Here is a 16445-nt window from a genome sequence, read left to right as displayed (position 1 = left end):
CAATGTAGCGAAGGGACCAGGCAAAGCACTACCCACGCCCCTTCAATCGATGGCCGCCTGGGCCATTTTTCTGAGAGGGTTTGGGGTTCGATGAACGACGATAGTGCAGGACAGAATACTTCTCGACGGGCTAGCAGCCGGCTGCTGACGGCGCTTATGATGAGCACAGCGCTTTGCCTGGGCGCTCTTCCGAATGTCATGCCGATCCTGCAAGCCGCCGCGCAAGCGACACGCACGTATAGCTTCAACATTGCCAGCCAGCCCCTGAGCCGGGCGCTACGCTCTTTCGCCGATCAGACCGGCATTCAAATCGCCTATCAGACTTCGGTCGCAGCCGGCGCAATGGCCCCGGTCGTCTCCGGCACAATGTCGGCGGAGCAAGCGCTAGCGCAACTGCTTTCGGAATCGGGACTACATTACAGTTTTACCGATGCAGATACCGTCACCATTCTCGAAGCTGGTTCAACGTCGAATGCTGGGAGTGTCGTTGCTGAGGGTTCGACCGTACTTGAAGCCATCACCGTCACAGCTACGGGATCCGCGCAGACGGTTGCTGAGGCCCCTGCAACAGTCACATTGATCGATGGCGAGCAGATCAATTCCCGATCGTATGCAAGTGTAAACGACGTCCTTCGTGATGTGCCAGGCGTCGTTATCGATACCCCGTCGACAAAGACAGGCACCGGCGGAATATCCATGCGTGGATTGGGGCAAACATATGTATTGATGATGGTCGACGGCAGGCCGCTGGGCAATTCCGTTGAAGCAACCTACAACGGCTGGGGTTCTGGCCTTGACAGTGGTTATCTTCCGCCTCCGTCAGCTATCGAGCGGATCGAGGTAATCCGCGGTCCGATGTCGTCGCTGTATGGCACCGCAGCGCTTGGTGGCGTCATCAATGTTATCACCAAGCCGGTTGCGGATGCATGGACCGGGACCGTTACCGCCGGCACGACGATCTATGAAGACAGCAGATTCGGAAAATCCTACGAAGGGCGCTTCTATGCGAGCGGTCCTCTGATACAGGATGTCCTTGGACTGTCGATTTATGGCTCACTCCACGAACGGCTCGATCACATCCTCTCCGACGGCAATGAGAACTCCATCGGCCGCGACAGCCTCGGCGGACGGCTGACCTGGAATGTCAACGACAGCAACAGGCTGGCTTTGGAAGTTGCGAGGAACACCACGGACATCGATACCATTGGACCGGGCTCCAATTCAGGCGACGTTTTTGCCGAACGGATGAACTACAGCCTGACCCACAATCTGGATTGGGGTGACGGGTATGAAACCGTTTCATATCTGAATTACGAAGATCTGGAGTTCGACAATGGTCAAAACAATTCGGGTTACAATCAGCTGAACTTCAACTCGAAGACAGCTCTTGGCTGGCACACGCACGACCTCACCTTCGGCGTCGACTATCGCGCTGAAGAAACGCGGCATGAGCCGGCCCGACTACCCGACGACGTCGATCCTCTGATGACTCGCTGGAACTTTGCGGCGTTCGGTGAGGACAACTGGCGCGTCTTCGACAATTTCACGGCGACACTGGGGGCACGATACGATTACAACGAACGCTATGGTGCGCATTTCACTCCCCGCCTTTATGGAGTTTGGGACGTGACTCCCTCGTTGGTCCTGAAAGGCGGCGTGAGTGGCGGCTATAAAGTTCCGCGTTTGAAGGAGGCGGATAACGGCATCTTTGAGCCGGCAGCCCGCGGCAGGGCGTGGGATCAAGGCAATACCAGCCTGAAGCCCGAGGAAAGCACTAATTTTGAAGTTGGCATGATCTGGACCAGCGAGCTTGGCTTTCAGTTCGGACTGACTGCCTATCACACCCAGTTCAAGAACAAGATCGACCGGCAGGAGATCTGCTATGACCCCGTTGGCCTGAGCTGCCGTGGCCGGGAGTCGATCCGGCAATATGTGAATCGCGACGCGGCGGAACTCAACGGCATCGAGGCCACGCTGGATTTTCCCGTCGGCGATGTGAACGTTTCGCTGAATTACACCTTTTCCGACAGCAAGATTACCAAGGGCGAGAATGTCGGCGAGCGCTTTAACGACCTGCCCGAGCATGTCGCCAACCTAATACTCGACTGGAGTGCATCCGATGCGCTGAACGTCTGGGGAAGGGCCCAGTATCGCAGCGAGACCCATGATGCCGGCACAGGACATGTTCCGCAGCATGTCGTCTTCGACATTGGTGCGAACTATGACTTCAACGAGCATGTGCAGGCGAATTTCGCTGTCTACAACATCGCAAACAAGACCTTCGACAACGACTACCTGGACGGACGGCGCTTCTATGCCGGCATGACCAGCCGTTTCTGAGAGCGGGGTTCATTCGCCGGGGTCGCAGATCGATCCGTCTCCGCCCGTTACCAAAGACGGGCTCGTCAATGTCTATCTGGCTGAGAACTGTTATGATACGCATATTGCTGTTTATCCTGCTGCTTTCCGCCGCATTCGCAGGGCCGGCTTCGGCGAAGGTCCTGGATATCTCCGGGGCGACACCTTACCCCGCTCTTTACCGCCCGGACGATGCCGGCCCGCCGCCGGATGGGCCGGGACTCGTGCTTCTCGGCGCCGACCTCGTCGAGATCGCGGTTGCTCTGGGCGCGGCCGACCACATTCTGGCGCGGCCAGCGGACATCGATCTTCCGGGGATCGAAAACACCCCGCATCAGGTTCGCGAGTGGGCCGGCGTCGAAGGTGTCCTGGCGCTCCGGCCCCAAATCGTGGTCGGCTCAAGTGTGATCAACCGCAGACTGCTGGACGGGTTGAGTGCGGTCGGCATCCAGACTGATCTTATCGATCGGACGCTTCCCGCTACCGAAAAGGTAGCCCGGCTTTCGGCACTACTGGGCCTTGAAGAGCGTGGGGTAGAATTGATCGAGGCCATCGAAGCTGATTATGCCGAAGTGCGCCCCGTGGAGATCGACGGGCGGAAGCTTCGTATCGTTCATGCATCGAAAATGGGTGCGGGAACGAACTTTACCGCCGGCGGGGCAGAGACGGCGGTGCACAATCTCATTTTGCGGGTCGGCGCATTGAATGCCTTTGCCGAGATTGGCCGGGACCGTTACCGGCCGGTCACGCCCGAAGGAATGGTCCTGATGGCGCCCGACGTGGTGCTGATCGCGGAAAGCGAACTGCCCGCATTCGGCAACCTGGACGGTCTGTGGGAGGATTATCCAGGCATTGGACTCACTCCGGCGGGACGCGCACGCAACATCATTATCATGCGCGATTTGCATGTGCGTGCCGACGCAGCATCGAGCGGCATCGCGGCAAAGACTCTGTCGCAGGCGCTGCATGAGATGTTCGAATGACCATCACGTCAGCTCGGCCGCTGGAAAGGCCGGCCGATCGCACACCCTGGATTGCCGCCGCACTTGTGGCCTGTGTCGTCGTGACCTTTGTTGCTTCGATCGCCATCGGCGCAGTCTCACTCTCCGTGGCGGACGTTCTCAGTGCGATCGGCAGCCGGTTCTCCTCACAGCCGCTTACGGCTGACGAAACGCTGAACGCCGCGGTGGTTTGGGACCTGCGCCTTGCGCGTGTGCTCTCCGGCATCATTGTCGGCGCAAGCTTGGCGACATGTGGCGCCGCCATGCAGGGCCTGTTCGGCAATCCTCTGGCGGATCCTGGAATCGTGGGCGTGTCCAGCGGCGCCTCACTGGGCGCGATCATGGTCGTCGTCCTCCAGATTTCGACCTTCGGCATATGGACACTGCCGGTCGGCGCGTTTCTGGCGGGTACCGGGACAACATTTATCATCTACGCGTTGGCGCGGCCTGGGCAGGAAGGCGGCGATAACTCCAAGCTCCTCCTGGTCGGCATTGCCGTCAATGCGATCGGCGGAGCGTTCGCGGGGTTCCTCACCTATATGGCGACCGCGGAGCAACTGCAGAGCCTTACCTTTTGGTCGATGGGTTCGCTGTCGAGCGCAAGATGGATCACGGTCGCTATCTCAGTGCCGCCGACCATTCTCGGCATCGGCCTTCTCTACCGCTGGGCCCGCCCGCTCGATCTGCTCGCTCTGGGGGAGAGGCAGGCCCGGCATCTCGGTGTTGACGTCAAGTTCCTACGCCGCAAGCTCATCTTCGTAACGGCATTGCTGGTCGCCGCCGCTGTCTCGTTCAACGGGACTATCGGCTTCGTCGGCCTGGTGGTTCCCCATCTTTTCCGTCTGATGATCGGGCCTGCCCACCGCCTGCTGATCCCCTTTTGCGCAGCGGGCGGCGCGCTCTTGGTGATGCTGGCCGACCTTGCTGCGCGCACACTGGATCCTCCCTCGGAAATACCTATCGGCGTCATCATGGGTTCGCTTGGCGGTCCCTTCTTCCTCTGGATGATCTATCGCAGCCGCAAGTTTGGGATTACGCCGACATGATCGAGATCCGGAACGTGACGGTTACCCTTGGCGGGCGAAATCTTCTAGACGATGTGTCGACCACCTGCCATCCGGGTTCGCTCACTGCACTGGTCGGACCGAACGGAGCGGGCAAGTCGACCCTGCTTGCCGTCATCGCCGGGGACCGAACAAGCTATCGCGGCACCGTTAAGCTCCATGGCAAGGACGTCACCCGGCACTCGGTTCGGGATCTCGCGCAGATACGTTCAGTATTCCCGCAAGGGTCAGTCATTCGCTTCGGCTACACCGTCGAAGAGGTCATTGCGATGGGACGGGCCTTTCGGGATCTGCCGCCGGGCGGTGACGACGAGGCTGTGCTGGATGCCATGATCTCCACCGAGGTCGAGCACATGGCCTTCCGCAACGCACAAACCTTGTCGGGCGGGGAGCAGGCGCGCACCACCTTCGCCCGGGTCGTCGTGCAGGCGACGCCGATCGTGCTGCTCGACGAACCGACTGCCGCACTCGATCTGCGCCACCAGGAACGCGTTCTCGCCAGGGCAAGGGACATGGCGCGCACCGGTGCGACCGTCGTCGCCGTTCTTCACGATCTCAATCTCGCCGCCGCCTATGCGGACAAGGTGGTACTGCTGGCCAACGGAAAGGTCGCGGCGGACGGTGATCCCTGGGAAGTGTTGACGCAAGATCTCATAGAGCGCGTCTACCGGCAGGCGGTGCGCATTCTGGAACATCCGGTGCGCGGATGCCCGGTTGTTCTGACCACATAGCCAAGGAAAAATCCATGAGCTGCACCCTGCTTCGTCCTGACGTTGCCGCCACACTTGCGCGTGAGCATGCGGCCGCGAAAGCCATGCGTGAGGCACGCAGGATTCAATCCTGCGGCGAGGGCCGCCCAGAGACCCATAAGATGGACTTTCGCACGTCCGAGGCACACCGCACGCAGTATCTCTCGATCGGGCCGCGCATGGGGAGATTTCTGTACAACAGCGTGCGGGCAATCGGAGCCCGCAACATCGTGGAATTCGGAACCTCCTTCGGCGTATCCACGTTGTACCTTGCCGCTGCTGCGACCGACACTGGCGGCAAGGTGACGGGTTCCGAGTATCATGCGAACAAGGCTGAGAAGGCCCGCTCCAATCTCGCAGATGCCGGCCTGTCCGCACGGGCCGACATCCGTGTGGGCGACGCACGGGAGACGCTTCGTACTGTCGAGGGGCCGATCGACCTTCTGTTCCTCGATGGTGCGAAGGACCTCTATATCGAGATCCTGAAAATGCTTGAGGACCGGTTGCGGCCGGGCGCGTTTGTCATCACAGACAACGCCGATCACCTGCCGCGGGACGAAGGCTTCCTGCGTCATGTCGGGCAGGGCAGCAGCCGTTATCTGACCACCCTGATCGGCTTCAACAAGGGAATGGCAAGCCAGTCCCTCGTCCTGTCCTGAGCAGGAGGCAGCAATGACCACGATAGAAGCAGGTCCAGGTCCCAAGGCGCGTCCGCGATGAGAAATGCCGGTGGGGTCTAATGGTTATGGAGGCATTCGATGTGACACCGCGCATACCGCGCGTGATCTTCACTGGTGACTTGGAGTCGCTGGACTACGCACCGGTCAGGCGCTGGTGCTGGCGGTCCCCTTGCCGGAAGGCGGGACGCGGGACAGGCCGGCGCGACTATACAATCCGAAAATTGGACAGAGCAGCGGGGCGTCCTTCGATCGGCTGTCATGCTTTATGGAAACACGCCGGCGCCGAATTGGCGCGACGCGCGCGAGCGGGAGATATGATACGCACAAGACCGCGTGGTCGCACGGTGATTAATCCCGGTGCGGACTGGTACGTGTTCTGCAGGGACGAGATCTGCCCTCCAGCCATCCTTCCCGTGCTGGAGAGAACTGAGACAAATGCGAAGGCTGCGCAGTTCTCGAGATCGACGGGCCAGCAGATCGTCAATCGGTTCCGACGGCTTTCGCATCGTCGTGCCTGGGTTCACCGCAATGGCCAACCGCCCGGTACGCAGGTTCTGCTCGACCGACTGGAGACGTTCGACCTGTCTAAGGAATGAGGACATGCCTACCTCATCGGCGAGACGGGCCGTGTTGCCGGCGACAGTAAGCGGTGTGTTGGCGCTCCGCCTATATATTCGCGCTTTGCGCGCACAGGCCTCATCACTCTGTCACCCCGATCACCGCCTTGACTTCGAGGAATTCTTCCAGTCCGTAGATTCCGAATTCCCGTCCGTTGCCCGATTGCTTGTAGCCTCCGAAGGGCAGGTCGGGAGKGGCTGCCGTGCCGTTGATGATCACGCGTCCTGCACGCAGGCGCATGGCCACCTTGCGGGCGTTCTCACGGCTTTGCGACTGCACATGAGCGACGAGACCATACTCGGTGTCGTTTGCCAGTCGGACCGCTTCCTCGACATCATTGTAGGTGAAAAGGCACAGCACCGGGCCGAAGATCTCTTCCCGTGCGATCCGCATCTGCGGATCGACATGGGCGAAAACTGTGGGTCGGACGAAGTTGCCCTGTTCTAGGCCCTCCGGGTGGCCCGGGCCGCCGGTGACCAGGGTGGCCCCTTCCTCGACGCCGAGCTTGATATAGCCCTGCACGCGCTCCCACTGGGTCCGGCTGACGAGCGGGCCGATCTGCGTTTCCTTGTCCGCCGGATTGCCCACCTTCAGAGCCTCGGCGGCCTCGCGGGCAAGGCCTATCACCTCCTCGAGCCTTTCGGCGGGAACGATCATGCGTGTCGGCGAGCTGCAGGACTGGCCGCAATTGTTGAAGCAGGTATTGACGCCAAGGCGCACTGCCGTGGGGAAATCGGCATCGGGGAGCAGCACATTGGGCGATTTGCCTCCGAGTTCCTGCGCCACGCGCTTGACTGTGTCCGCGGCAGCCTTCGCAACGGCAACGCCGCCGCGCGTCGATCCCGTGAAGGAGACCATGTCCACTTCCGGATGCGAGGAGAGAGCAGCGCCGGCGACCGTGCCGGTGCCGTTCACGAGATTGAACACGCCGGCCGGCACGCCTGCCTCGTCCATGATCTCGGCGAGCAGCAGGGCACTGAACGGGGAAATCTCGCTCGGTTTCAACACGACCGTGCAGCCCGCAGCCAGCGCAGGCGCAATCTTGAGCGCCGCCTGATGCAGCGGCCAGTTCCACGGAGTGATGAGGGCGCAAACGCCGATTGGCTCGCGCACCACGACCGAACGGCCGGTCGCTTCCTCGAAGGAATAGTTTTCCAGAACGTCCGCATAATGCGAGAACTGGGTGGGACCGGCACCCGATTGCGGCCCGCGCGCCATGGTGATGGGCGCGCCCATTTCGCGGCTTATCGCCTGCGCCATCTCCTCACGTCGATCCTGCAACAATTGTGCGATGCGCCGCAACAGTGCGATCCGTTCGGCAACCGGAGTGCGGCTGAAAGTGTCGAAGGCAGCGCGGGCTGCCTTCACCGCACGATCGACATCCGCCGCGCTGCCGACAGCAATGGTGGCGATTGTCTCGTTGTTGGCAGGATTGACGACATTCTCAGTCCCATCCTCCAGAGGATCGACCCAGGCGCCATCTATGTAGAATTTATGCTCGTTCATGCTCATATCTTTCGACTGCTGTTTGTTGCCGCTGCAACGACTTCACCGCCAAGGGATGGCGGCGGTTGGAGGGCGAGAGATTTCAGGCCGAGGCCCGCAGGGCAAGCTCCCGCCGGAAAACGGTCAGCATCTGTGGCTTTCCACCCGCGCCGTTCTTCTGCTGGAGGAAGAATTCCCGCACGCTTTCGCTGAGCCCGGCAAGATCGCTGGTCAGGGTTGTCAATCTGGGCCGTACGCTGACGCCCCAATCCAGCCCGCCGAAGCCGATGATCGCAATATCGTCGGGGATCCGCAGACCACGATCCAGCACGGCGGCCATGGCGCCCAATGCAATCTCGTCGCTGCCAGCCAGGACGGACTTGAACTTCACGCCACGATCGAGCGCGTCATTTAGCATCTTGTAGCCGGCAGCCTGGCGGAAGAAAGAGGTGTCGGAATAATCCCACACCAGATTCTCGTCGATTGCCAGCCCGGCCCGCTCGATCGCGTTCAGGTAACCCTGAAAACGTTCCTTACCCATCGTCGAGGTGCGAATGCGGCTGCAGAAGGCCACGGGCGAGCAGCCCTTTTGCAGCAAATATTCCACCGCTGCTTCTGCTGCTTCGGTATCCGAATGGACGAAGGAGGGAATGCCGTAACGATCGAGCCGCTGGCCGATGGAGGCGATCAGGACCTCCTTGTCTAGATTACCGACGACACGTTTGACCTGCTTCGGGGGAATGCGATCGGACGCCGCCAGGATGACCCCCCGCAGCCGCATGGCCTGCACGCGCTCAACCACCATGTCGAGGCGGCGGAGCTCATGGCCGAGATTCATGAGGATCAGATCGATGCCTATTTCCTCGAGCGAGACCTGAAGGTGCTTTGTCAGCGAAGCATGCCAGCCCTGCTCGATATCACTGACCACCAATGCGACCGCGGTGCTGCGCCCCGTGCGCAGCCCCTGGGCCAGGGAGTTGGGCCGGTAGCCCAGCCTCTCCACCGTGCTGAGAACCAGGTTGCGCGTCTTGGCCGACACGGGGCCGCTGTCTCGCAGCACCCGCGACACTGTCGCCGGTGACAGCCCGGTCTCCCGCGCAACTTCCCGCAGTGTCACCAATCCACTATTCCTTCGCCGCTCTTTTCAGAGGATCGACAGGATGGTCGGCGAGCGGAAGAACTTTGACGTTCATCCAGGGCCAGATCGGCAGCGAGGTCAGGATCTCGTGCATTTCGGTGGCGTCCTTGGCTCGCCAAAGCCCCCAGTTCTCACGACGGCCTGGAACCCTCCACATGCGCACGAGGTGGCCCTTTTCGGCAAGCTTCGCGGCATGGGCGCGCTCTTCCACCCTGAGCCTTTCGCGCTCTTCTTCCGGAACGTCAGGGCTCCATTGGAAAGAGATATTGATCAGGAATTCCAAGATGCCTCTCCTTTATGTTGTCGATCAATGGGCAATTGCGGTGGCGGGCGCAAGTCCATTCGCCTCGCCACGCAGATCTTCCAGAACAACCTGGCTCGTGTTGTGCCCGGGAATGCCGGACACGAAATTGCCGGGCCATGTGCCCGCTCCGCTCAGATACAGGCCGCGCGTCGGTGTCCGGTAATCGGAAAGGCCCGGTGCGGGCCTCATCCAGAACTGGTTCCAGGGCAGTGCGTCGCCATGTGTGATGTTGGCCTCGACCAGGCCGAAATCGCGCTCGAACTCCTGTGGGCCGATGAAGCGATAGCCGTTGATGATGTCCGGCACGTTTGGCATCCAGCGCGCCACCGCCTCGATGCATCGCTTGGCCAGCCGGTCCCCCTCCTCCGCCCAGTTGCCATCCTTGAGCTCGTAAGGCGCATTGGCAATGTTGAGGCTGAGAATGTGCTTTCCCTCAGGCGCATGGCCCGGAGACGTCATGGACGGGCACAGGCCCCAGATGACCGGATTGACTGGGGTGCGGCCGAGCACCATGTCCGCGTGAGCCTCCTCCAGATAATCGAGATTCGGCGCTATGCGGAACTGCGCACTGGCAAGGGCACGGGCCTCCTCGTCATCCCGGGCAGCAGCGTAGCGCGGCATGTCGTCGAGCGCGAGAACCAGCTTGTAGGCCTTGCCCCGCATCTTGCGCGTCAACATCTTCTCCTGAATCTCCGTCCAGCCATCCTCGCCTTCCGGAACGAGGTCGAGGACGGTCGTGCGAGGATTGATCGCCGAGATGACGATCCCCGCCTCGATTTCCTCGCCATTGTCGAGAACGATGCCCTGCACGGCTCCGTCCCTGATGCGGATCCGCCTGACACGCGCCTCGGTACGGATTTCAGCACCAACGGAACGTGCGCTGGCTGCCATGGCCTGGATGACGGCGTTCATGCCGCCTATGGGAAGTCCGGTGGAGCCTCGCAGCGGCATCCGCCGAGGATCGTAACCGGCGTCGAGCCGCACGGACGCGAGCGAGAGGGGGCGCATCATCAGGTTGATCGGCGTCCCCGGCGTGGAAGGAGCTGCCTGGCCGCTCACCACGCCCAGGGGTGCCACCACGGTCTTCGCCTTTTCGGAGCGAAGGAAATCATCGAGCAGATCGCGCACGCTTCCAAAGAAGACGCGGGAGAACGCCTCCTGATCTTCGGGCCGGGTCAGGTTGCGGACCAGTTCCTGAAGCGTGGGCGGCCGGCTGAACATCGAAATGCCCAGCCGGTTCGCGAAATTCTGCAGATACTCGAACAACGACTGGTAGCGTGCGGCCTCGCCCTTCCGAAAGCTCTCGAGCTGCTCGGCGGAGCGGGCCGGGTCGCGATAGCCGACAAAGAGGCTGCCGTCGTCGAATGGATGCACGAGCGTCGGATCCGGCCGCGTGAAGCTCAGGCCATGGGACGCAAGCTCCAGTTCGTTGACGATTTTTGGCTCAAGCGAACCGGGCGAATTGGTTACGGCGCTCGAATATCCGGGCATCCATTCGACCTTGGCGGCCGGCCCTCCGATGCGGGGGCTTGATTCGAGCACCAGCGTCTTCAGTCCGGCCCGGCCGAGATAGCCGGCGGCGACCAATCCGTTATGTCCGCCGCCAATCACGATAACATCGAAGCGCCGCATGGCATTTCGCTCCTGAGTGGTTTCAGTTTTCCGTCGGCTGGAAGTCGTTCGTCCAGAAATCTGCCGGGGAGAGGTCCGCTCCGATTTCGCCGACTTCCTGAAGCGCCCCCACCAGCGCGTCCCACGCCTCGGCGGACTGCACGCCCCATTGCGGGTCGTCGGGCGACTGCGAGAGATCCACGAGATTCATGAAGTAGGCGACGCAGGCCTCGTTCGTGCCCGGTACCTCATAGGTGGTGCGCAGGATTTCGCACGCCCCTTCGGGATCCTCCACAGCAGCGGCATAGCTGCGGTGAGCAGCGCGCAGGAAACCGGGAATGATGTCGGGATGCTCCGCGGCGAAGGTTTCGTTGGTGGCGAAACCGAAGCCCATGAGCGGCACGCCAAAATCCGCCAGCAGCATGATCTCGGGCTTTTCACCAGCTGCGCGAACCAGCGCGTCATAGGCGTAGCTATCGCCGCTGACCACATCCACCTGATCCTGCAGAAGAGCGGTAGTTTTTCCGCTGCCCTCCATCCCCACGACATTGAAATCCTGCACGGTGAGACCGTTGGCACGCGCGAATACGCTGAGGCTCAGCCCGTCCGAACCACCCGGAGTCGATCCGATCCGTAGCGGTCGCAACGCCTCGACGCTGTCGAGTTGCACTCGCCCCTTCACGCCGATGAAGGCTGCGGCGCTGCGCGTCTGATAGACGGCGATCGACTTTATCGGCACGCCCTTCGAGATCGCCTGCGCGGCGTTGGTGACATTGATGTGGGCGATGTCGAACTGACCCTGGCCGAGGAGGGTAGCAGCCGTGGCGGAACCGCGCCCCTGCTCCACCTTCAGGTCAATGCCCTCATCCGCAAAGAAGCCGCGCTGGATACCCACGGCAAAAGGAGCGTGATGCGGCCTCCAAGCCCAGTCGAGAATCACGTTGACGGTCTGTTGCTCCTGAGCCACGGTCGGGGCCGCGCAGAGAACGCCAAAACCTGCTGCAAGAAGAAAGCTTGAGAAGCTGCGTAGGATATTCATCTGAATTCCCTCTGGTTGAGTTTTTCTTGTCGTGCATTTCACCCGAGGCGCGGGAAAGGACCCCGCAACCCGAAACTTTCTTTCTGGAGATCAGAAGCCAGCGGTGTTTCGAACACTCGAATGCCAGGGCAGAAGCCAGCGCTCGACCAGTTCGGCCAGATACCAGATCGCGATGCCGAAGACCGAGATCACCACGACCGCGGCGAATGCCAGCGGCGTCTCCAGGGAACCGACCGCCTGGATGAGAAGATGTCCCAGACCGACATTCGAGGCGACGAATTCGCCGATCACTGCTCCGACAGGGGCCATGGTGGCGGAAATCTTGACGCCTGCCATGATGGTTGGCAGGGCGGCCGGCACGCGGATCTTCCAGAGCGCGCCAGCACGTGTCGCGCCCATGGAACGGGCGAGCTGGAGCAGATCTGGATCGGCCGCCTTCAGCCCCGTCACCGTGTTCACGAGGATCGGGAAAATCGTGAAGATCACCACGAAAATCGTTTCCGATTTCATGCCGAAGCCGATCCACACCAGGAAAAGCGGCGCGATGACCACCTTCGGGATGGCATGGAAGATCACGAGCCACGGATAAACGACCCGCTCAACGATTCGCGAAGAGGTGAAGAGAGCGCCAAGCCCGATGCCAAGCACCAGCGCCACCACGAAGCCGATGAGCGAGGCAAAGGCGGTGAAGCCGAGCTGCCGCATCAGCCGCGACCAGTTTTCGACGATCTCGAAAAAAACCAGGGACGGCGCCGGCAAGAGATAGGGCGGAATCCCGCGTAGCTGGACGACGAGCTCCCACAGTAGAATGCCGCCGATGCCGCTGAGGACGGGTGTCATGACGGCACCGACCCAGGGCGGCATTCTACGGCTGCGCGGCAGGTGGGTGGCTACCGCAGTGTGCTGATGCTCCATGGTCATGCCGCGAACACCCCTGCTTTCTCGAATTGGGTACGAATGCGGCTGACGATCGTCGTGAACTCCGGAGTCTCGCGCAATGCCAGCGTGCGGGGACTGGGAAAATTGATCTCGATGTCGTCGAGAACGGAACCGGGGCGCCCCGACATCACGATTACACGGTCGGCCAAGAAGATTGCTTCGGCAATGGAGTGGGTGATCAGAAGGGTTGAGACGTTCTGTTCTCCCTGAACCTCCTGGAAAAGAACGTTCATCTGATCCCGCGTCAGGGCGTCCAGCGCGCTGAACGGCTCATCCAGAAACAGCATCGACGGCTTGCACAGAAGGGCGCGGGCGATGGACACTCGCTGCCGCATGCCGCCGGACAGCTGGTAGGGATAGGAATCCTCGAATCCACCGACCCCCAGCTGCTCCAGCAACTGACGCGCGCGTTCGCGCGTGCCATGGGGGCTGGGCCGAAATTCGGCCGGCAGCATGACATTGTCTATGACGGTTCGCCAGTCGAGCAGCAGGTCGCGCTGGAACACGATGCCAACATCCGGGATCGGGCCGGAGACCCTGTGTCCGTCGATATGGGCGGTGCCGGAAGTGATGGATTCGAGCCCCGCCAGCATGCGCATGAGCGTGCTCTTGCCGCAGCCACTCGGCCCGACAATGCTGACATTCTGACCCGCTTGGATGTCAAGATCCACCGGCAGCAGCGCGCGGACAGCGCCCTGCGTGCCTTCATATACCTTCTCCATCCGCCGCAGGACGATTTCACCGCTTGTGGCGGGCGCGTCTAGACGCTCCGCAGCTACTGTCACGATGCCACCCTCTCAGCTTGCGCAGGCATTTCGGCCAAGCCGGCATCCTGAGGTCGGAAGGATTCGGTAAAGAACCGTGCCCAGTTTTTGCCCATTATCATATCGGCCTCCTGTGTCGAGAAACCGCGGCGCAAAAGGCCATCACGAATGTTGTTGAGATCAGAGGGATTGCGCAGCCAGTCCTGCCATCCTTCATGGGGAGCCTGCGTGGTGTGCGGCGCGCTCTCGCGGGACCATTTGGCATAGCGCCACCATGTCCGGACGGATGGAGGATGGCCAGGGCAATAGTCGGTGCCAAGCCCGATTGACCGAGCTCCGATCAGATCAGCCGTCCATGCGACCAGGTCGCAGAACTGCTCCAAAGTTGTCTGGACGCCGTTTTCCATCATGAACCGGTTCGGGCACAGCCCGAACATTCCGCCACGTTCGGCCAGTGCACGGATAGCCTCGGTTTCCTTCAGGCGCTTTTCTCCGAAACCCACTTTCGCGTGATATTCACGCGGGTTGGAATGGGTGATGGCCACGGGGCGCGAGGAGAGGTCGATGGCCTCGCGTGTCGTACGTTCGCCGCAATGGGAGAGATCGATCAGAACGCCGACGCGGTTCATCTCCTCAATGGCGAGCTTTCCGAAGCGCGAGGAAATTCCGGTGTCTTCGGCCTCCCAATAGCCGGAGCCGATGTAGTTCTGGAGATTGTAGGTCAACTGCATCACGCAGACGCCGAGCTGCCGGAAAGTCTCGATGAGCTCGATGTCATGCTCGATAGGCGCCGTGTTCTGGAAACCGAAAATGACGGTCGTCAGACCTTCGGCCGCATTCTTGTGAATGTCGGCACCCGTTGTGCTGAGGCGAACGAGATCAGCATTCTCGCGTAGCTTGCGGCGCCAGAGGCCGATCCGGTCCAGCGTTTCGCGCGCCGTTTCCCAGACCGCAATTGTCACATGCACGCAGGACACGTTGCCCTGGCGCCACTCCTCGAACCAGCGGCGGTCCGGCTCGGGATATTCGAGCGCATCGACGATAAGCGGCAGAGGTGAACTCAAATGCGTCTCCATTTTAATGGGCCGTCATGACAGGTTCCGACCTATTCAGATAATGATAACGTTTTCATGATAACGTTTTCATTATAATTTCTAGTTGTCAATTGTCATGTGGAGTGGCGACGGCGTTTTGCGCTGGAGACGCGTCGACATGCGGCGCTCAACCCACCGGATTACCGTTCCGATGCTAACTAGAAGCACGGCGCCGTCTGCCGTCCGCGAAAGCCCTTCTGCTCAGCCGAAGCAACAGCCAGATGCCGAGATCGTCTCAATATGGTCTGCTCATCCATGCCCGCTCCTTCACCCTCGGCACGATGAATCAGATTGGGTGCCTCAGCCGGACCACCTTGATGCAGCCCAAAATCATCCTGCTCCAGAATGATTGCGCCATGAGAGCCGCTCAGCGGTCGTCGCCCCCGCCCACGATGGTCTTCATCTCGACAAAGGCCTCGAAGCCCCACGCGCCATATTCGCGCCCGTTACCGGACTGCTTGTAGCCGCCGAAGGGCGCGGAATAGTCAGGGGGCGCGTAGTTGGCATAGATATAGCCGGCCTGCAGGCGTCGCGCGATGCGCGTCGCGCGCGCCGGATCAGCCGACTGCACATAGGCGGCTAGCCCGTATTCGGTGCCGTTGGCGATGCAGATAGCCTCTTCCTCGTCCTGGTAGGGGATGAGCGAGAGGACCGGGCCAAAAATCTCCTCGCAGGCGATGGTCATGTCCGGGCGCACGTCGGCAAAAACGGTGGGACGGACGAAATAGCCGACGGGGCAGTTTTCAGGACGGCCGGGGCCGCCGCCGACGATTCGCGCGCCTTCCCCGATTCCCGTGGCGATGAGGGCCTGCACCTTGTCGAACTGCGCCTGGTTGACCAGCGGACCCATCTGGGTGTCGAAGGAGGAGGGATCGCCAACGACGATGGCCGACGCCGTGCGCGCGGCGATCTCCACCGCCTGCTCGTACAGATGGGCCGGGACCAGCATCCGGTCCGGCGCGACGCAGGACTGGCCGCTATTGCCGTAGCAGCCGAGGACGCCGCGGCTCACGGCCTCTTCGAGATCGACATCGTCGAGAAGGATGTTCGCAGACTTGCCACCAAGCTCCTGATGAACCCGTTTAACACCCGCCGCCGCCGCGCGGGCGACCTCGATGCCGGCGCGGGTGGAGCCGGTGAAAGACACCATCCGCACGAGCGGGTGCTGCGACAGGGCGCTGCCGACCACGGGCCCCTCGCCGTGGATCAGGTTGAACACGCCCGCCGGCGTGCCCGCCTCTTGCAGAATCTCGGCAAACAGGATCGCGCTGAGTGGCGACTCCTCGCTTGGTTTGAGCACCATGGTGCAGCCGGTGGCGAGTGCCGGCGCGACCTTGGACACGATCTGCATGATCGGCGCATTCCACGGCGTGATGAGCGCGCACACGCCTACGGGTTCGCGCAGGATGCGAGTGCCGCCGCGCACCTGCTCGAACGGGTAGTCGTCGAGGACGCGGATCGCCTCCTCGATATGGGCAATGGCGGTGGCGGCCTGGTAGTTAAGCGTGCGGGAGATGGGCGCGCCCATTTCCATGGTCAGGATATAAGCCAGTTCCTCGCGCCGAGCGGCCAGCCCGTCGGCGATGCGGCGCAGGAGCGCC

15 protein-coding genes are annotated in these 16445 nt (G+C 61.5%); 6 read left to right on the top strand and 9 right to left on the bottom strand.

The window, feature by feature from the left end:
• The first annotated feature begins 159 nt into the window (after positions 1–159).
• The 6 genes from L598_RS07680 (at position 160) to L598_RS07655 (ending at position 6448) form a co-directional block, all read left to right on the top strand.
• Positions 160–2340: a TonB-dependent receptor gene (locus L598_RS07680; protein WP_246658672.1), complete on the top strand. Its 2181-nt coding sequence runs from the start codon at positions 160–162 to the stop codon at positions 2338–2340.
• A gap of 92 nt (positions 2341–2432) precedes the next feature.
• The gene (locus L598_RS07675; protein WP_186444955.1) at positions 2433–3341 is read left to right on the top strand and encodes an ABC transporter substrate-binding protein; all 909 of its coding nucleotides are present in this window, start codon (positions 2433–2435) and stop codon (positions 3339–3341) included.
• Complete coding sequence (locus L598_RS07670) at positions 3338–4405, top strand: iron ABC transporter permease (protein ID WP_144861389.1); 1068 nt, start codon at positions 3338–3340, stop codon at positions 4403–4405. Before L598_RS07675 ends, L598_RS07670 begins: the two co-directional genes overlap by 4 nt.
• Positions 4402–5154, top strand: coding sequence for a heme ABC transporter ATP-binding protein (locus tag L598_RS07665; RefSeq protein WP_144861388.1), 753 nt, complete (start codon positions 4402–4404; stop codon positions 5152–5154). The genes L598_RS07670 and L598_RS07665 overlap by 4 nt, the downstream gene beginning before the upstream one ends.
• Positions 5155–5168: 14 nt before the next feature.
• Positions 5169–5831: a class I SAM-dependent methyltransferase gene (locus tag L598_RS07660; protein ID WP_144861387.1), complete on the top strand. Its 663-nt coding sequence runs from the start codon at positions 5169–5171 to the stop codon at positions 5829–5831.
• Positions 5832–6166: 335 nt separating this feature from the next.
• Positions 6167–6448 (top strand): hypothetical protein, encoded by a 282-nt coding sequence (locus tag L598_RS07655; RefSeq protein ID WP_144861386.1) that lies wholly within the window; start codon positions 6167–6169, stop codon positions 6446–6448.
• A gap of 103 nt (positions 6449–6551) precedes the next feature.
• Here the strand turns inward: L598_RS07655 and L598_RS07650 are convergent, their stop codons facing one another.
• The 9 genes from L598_RS07650 to L598_RS07610 form a co-directional block, all read right to left on the bottom strand.
• Positions 6552–7976 (bottom strand): aldehyde dehydrogenase family protein, encoded by a 1425-nt coding sequence (locus L598_RS07650; protein ID WP_144861385.1) that lies wholly within the window; start codon positions 7974–7976, stop codon positions 6552–6554.
• Between the two features lie 82 nt (positions 7977–8058).
• Entirely contained in the window at positions 8059–9072 is a 1014-nt protein-coding gene (locus L598_RS07645) for a LacI family DNA-binding transcriptional regulator (RefSeq protein WP_186444954.1), read from the bottom strand.
• 7 nt (positions 9073–9079) lie between these two features.
• Positions 9080–9376, bottom strand: a complete 297-nt coding sequence (locus L598_RS07640) for a muconolactone Delta-isomerase family protein (protein ID WP_144861383.1) — start codon at positions 9374–9376, stop codon at positions 9080–9082.
• 24 nt (positions 9377–9400) lie between these two features.
• Positions 9401–11029, bottom strand: a complete 1629-nt coding sequence (locus L598_RS07635) for an NAD(P)/FAD-dependent oxidoreductase (RefSeq protein WP_144861382.1) — start codon at positions 11027–11029, stop codon at positions 9401–9403.
• A 22-nt stretch (positions 11030–11051) separates the two neighbouring features.
• On the bottom strand, positions 11052–12089 hold the full coding sequence (locus L598_RS07630; RefSeq protein WP_186444953.1) for an ABC transporter substrate-binding protein: 1038 nt from the start codon (positions 12087–12089) through the stop codon (positions 11052–11054).
• 48 nt (positions 12090–12137) lie between these two features.
• Positions 12138–12968 carry an ABC transporter permease gene (locus L598_RS07625; RefSeq protein ID WP_144861380.1) on the bottom strand — a complete coding sequence of 277 codons (831 nt, stop codon included), beginning with the start codon at positions 12966–12968 and terminating at the stop codon, positions 12138–12140.
• Positions 12965–13771, bottom strand: coding sequence for an ABC transporter ATP-binding protein (locus tag L598_RS07620; RefSeq protein ID WP_246658671.1), 807 nt, complete (start codon positions 13769–13771; stop codon positions 12965–12967). The genes L598_RS07625 and L598_RS07620 overlap by 4 nt, the downstream gene beginning before the upstream one ends.
• The gene (locus tag L598_RS07615; protein WP_246658670.1) at positions 13768–14814 is read right to left on the bottom strand and encodes a membrane dipeptidase; all 1047 of its coding nucleotides are present in this window, start codon (positions 14812–14814) and stop codon (positions 13768–13770) included. The genes L598_RS07620 and L598_RS07615 overlap by 4 nt, the downstream gene beginning before the upstream one ends.
• Before the next feature lie 397 nt (positions 14815–15211).
• On the bottom strand, positions 15212–16445 hold a 1234-nt coding region (locus L598_RS07610; protein WP_144861426.1), incomplete at its 5' end, for an aldehyde dehydrogenase family protein.

The sequence above is a fragment of the Mesorhizobium sp. J18 genome, from assembly GCF_007829525.1.
In the GTDB taxonomy this organism is placed as follows: Bacteria; Pseudomonadota; Alphaproteobacteria; order Rhizobiales; family Rhizobiaceae; genus VLJP01.
This window is presented reverse-complemented; position numbering and strand designations above follow the sequence as displayed.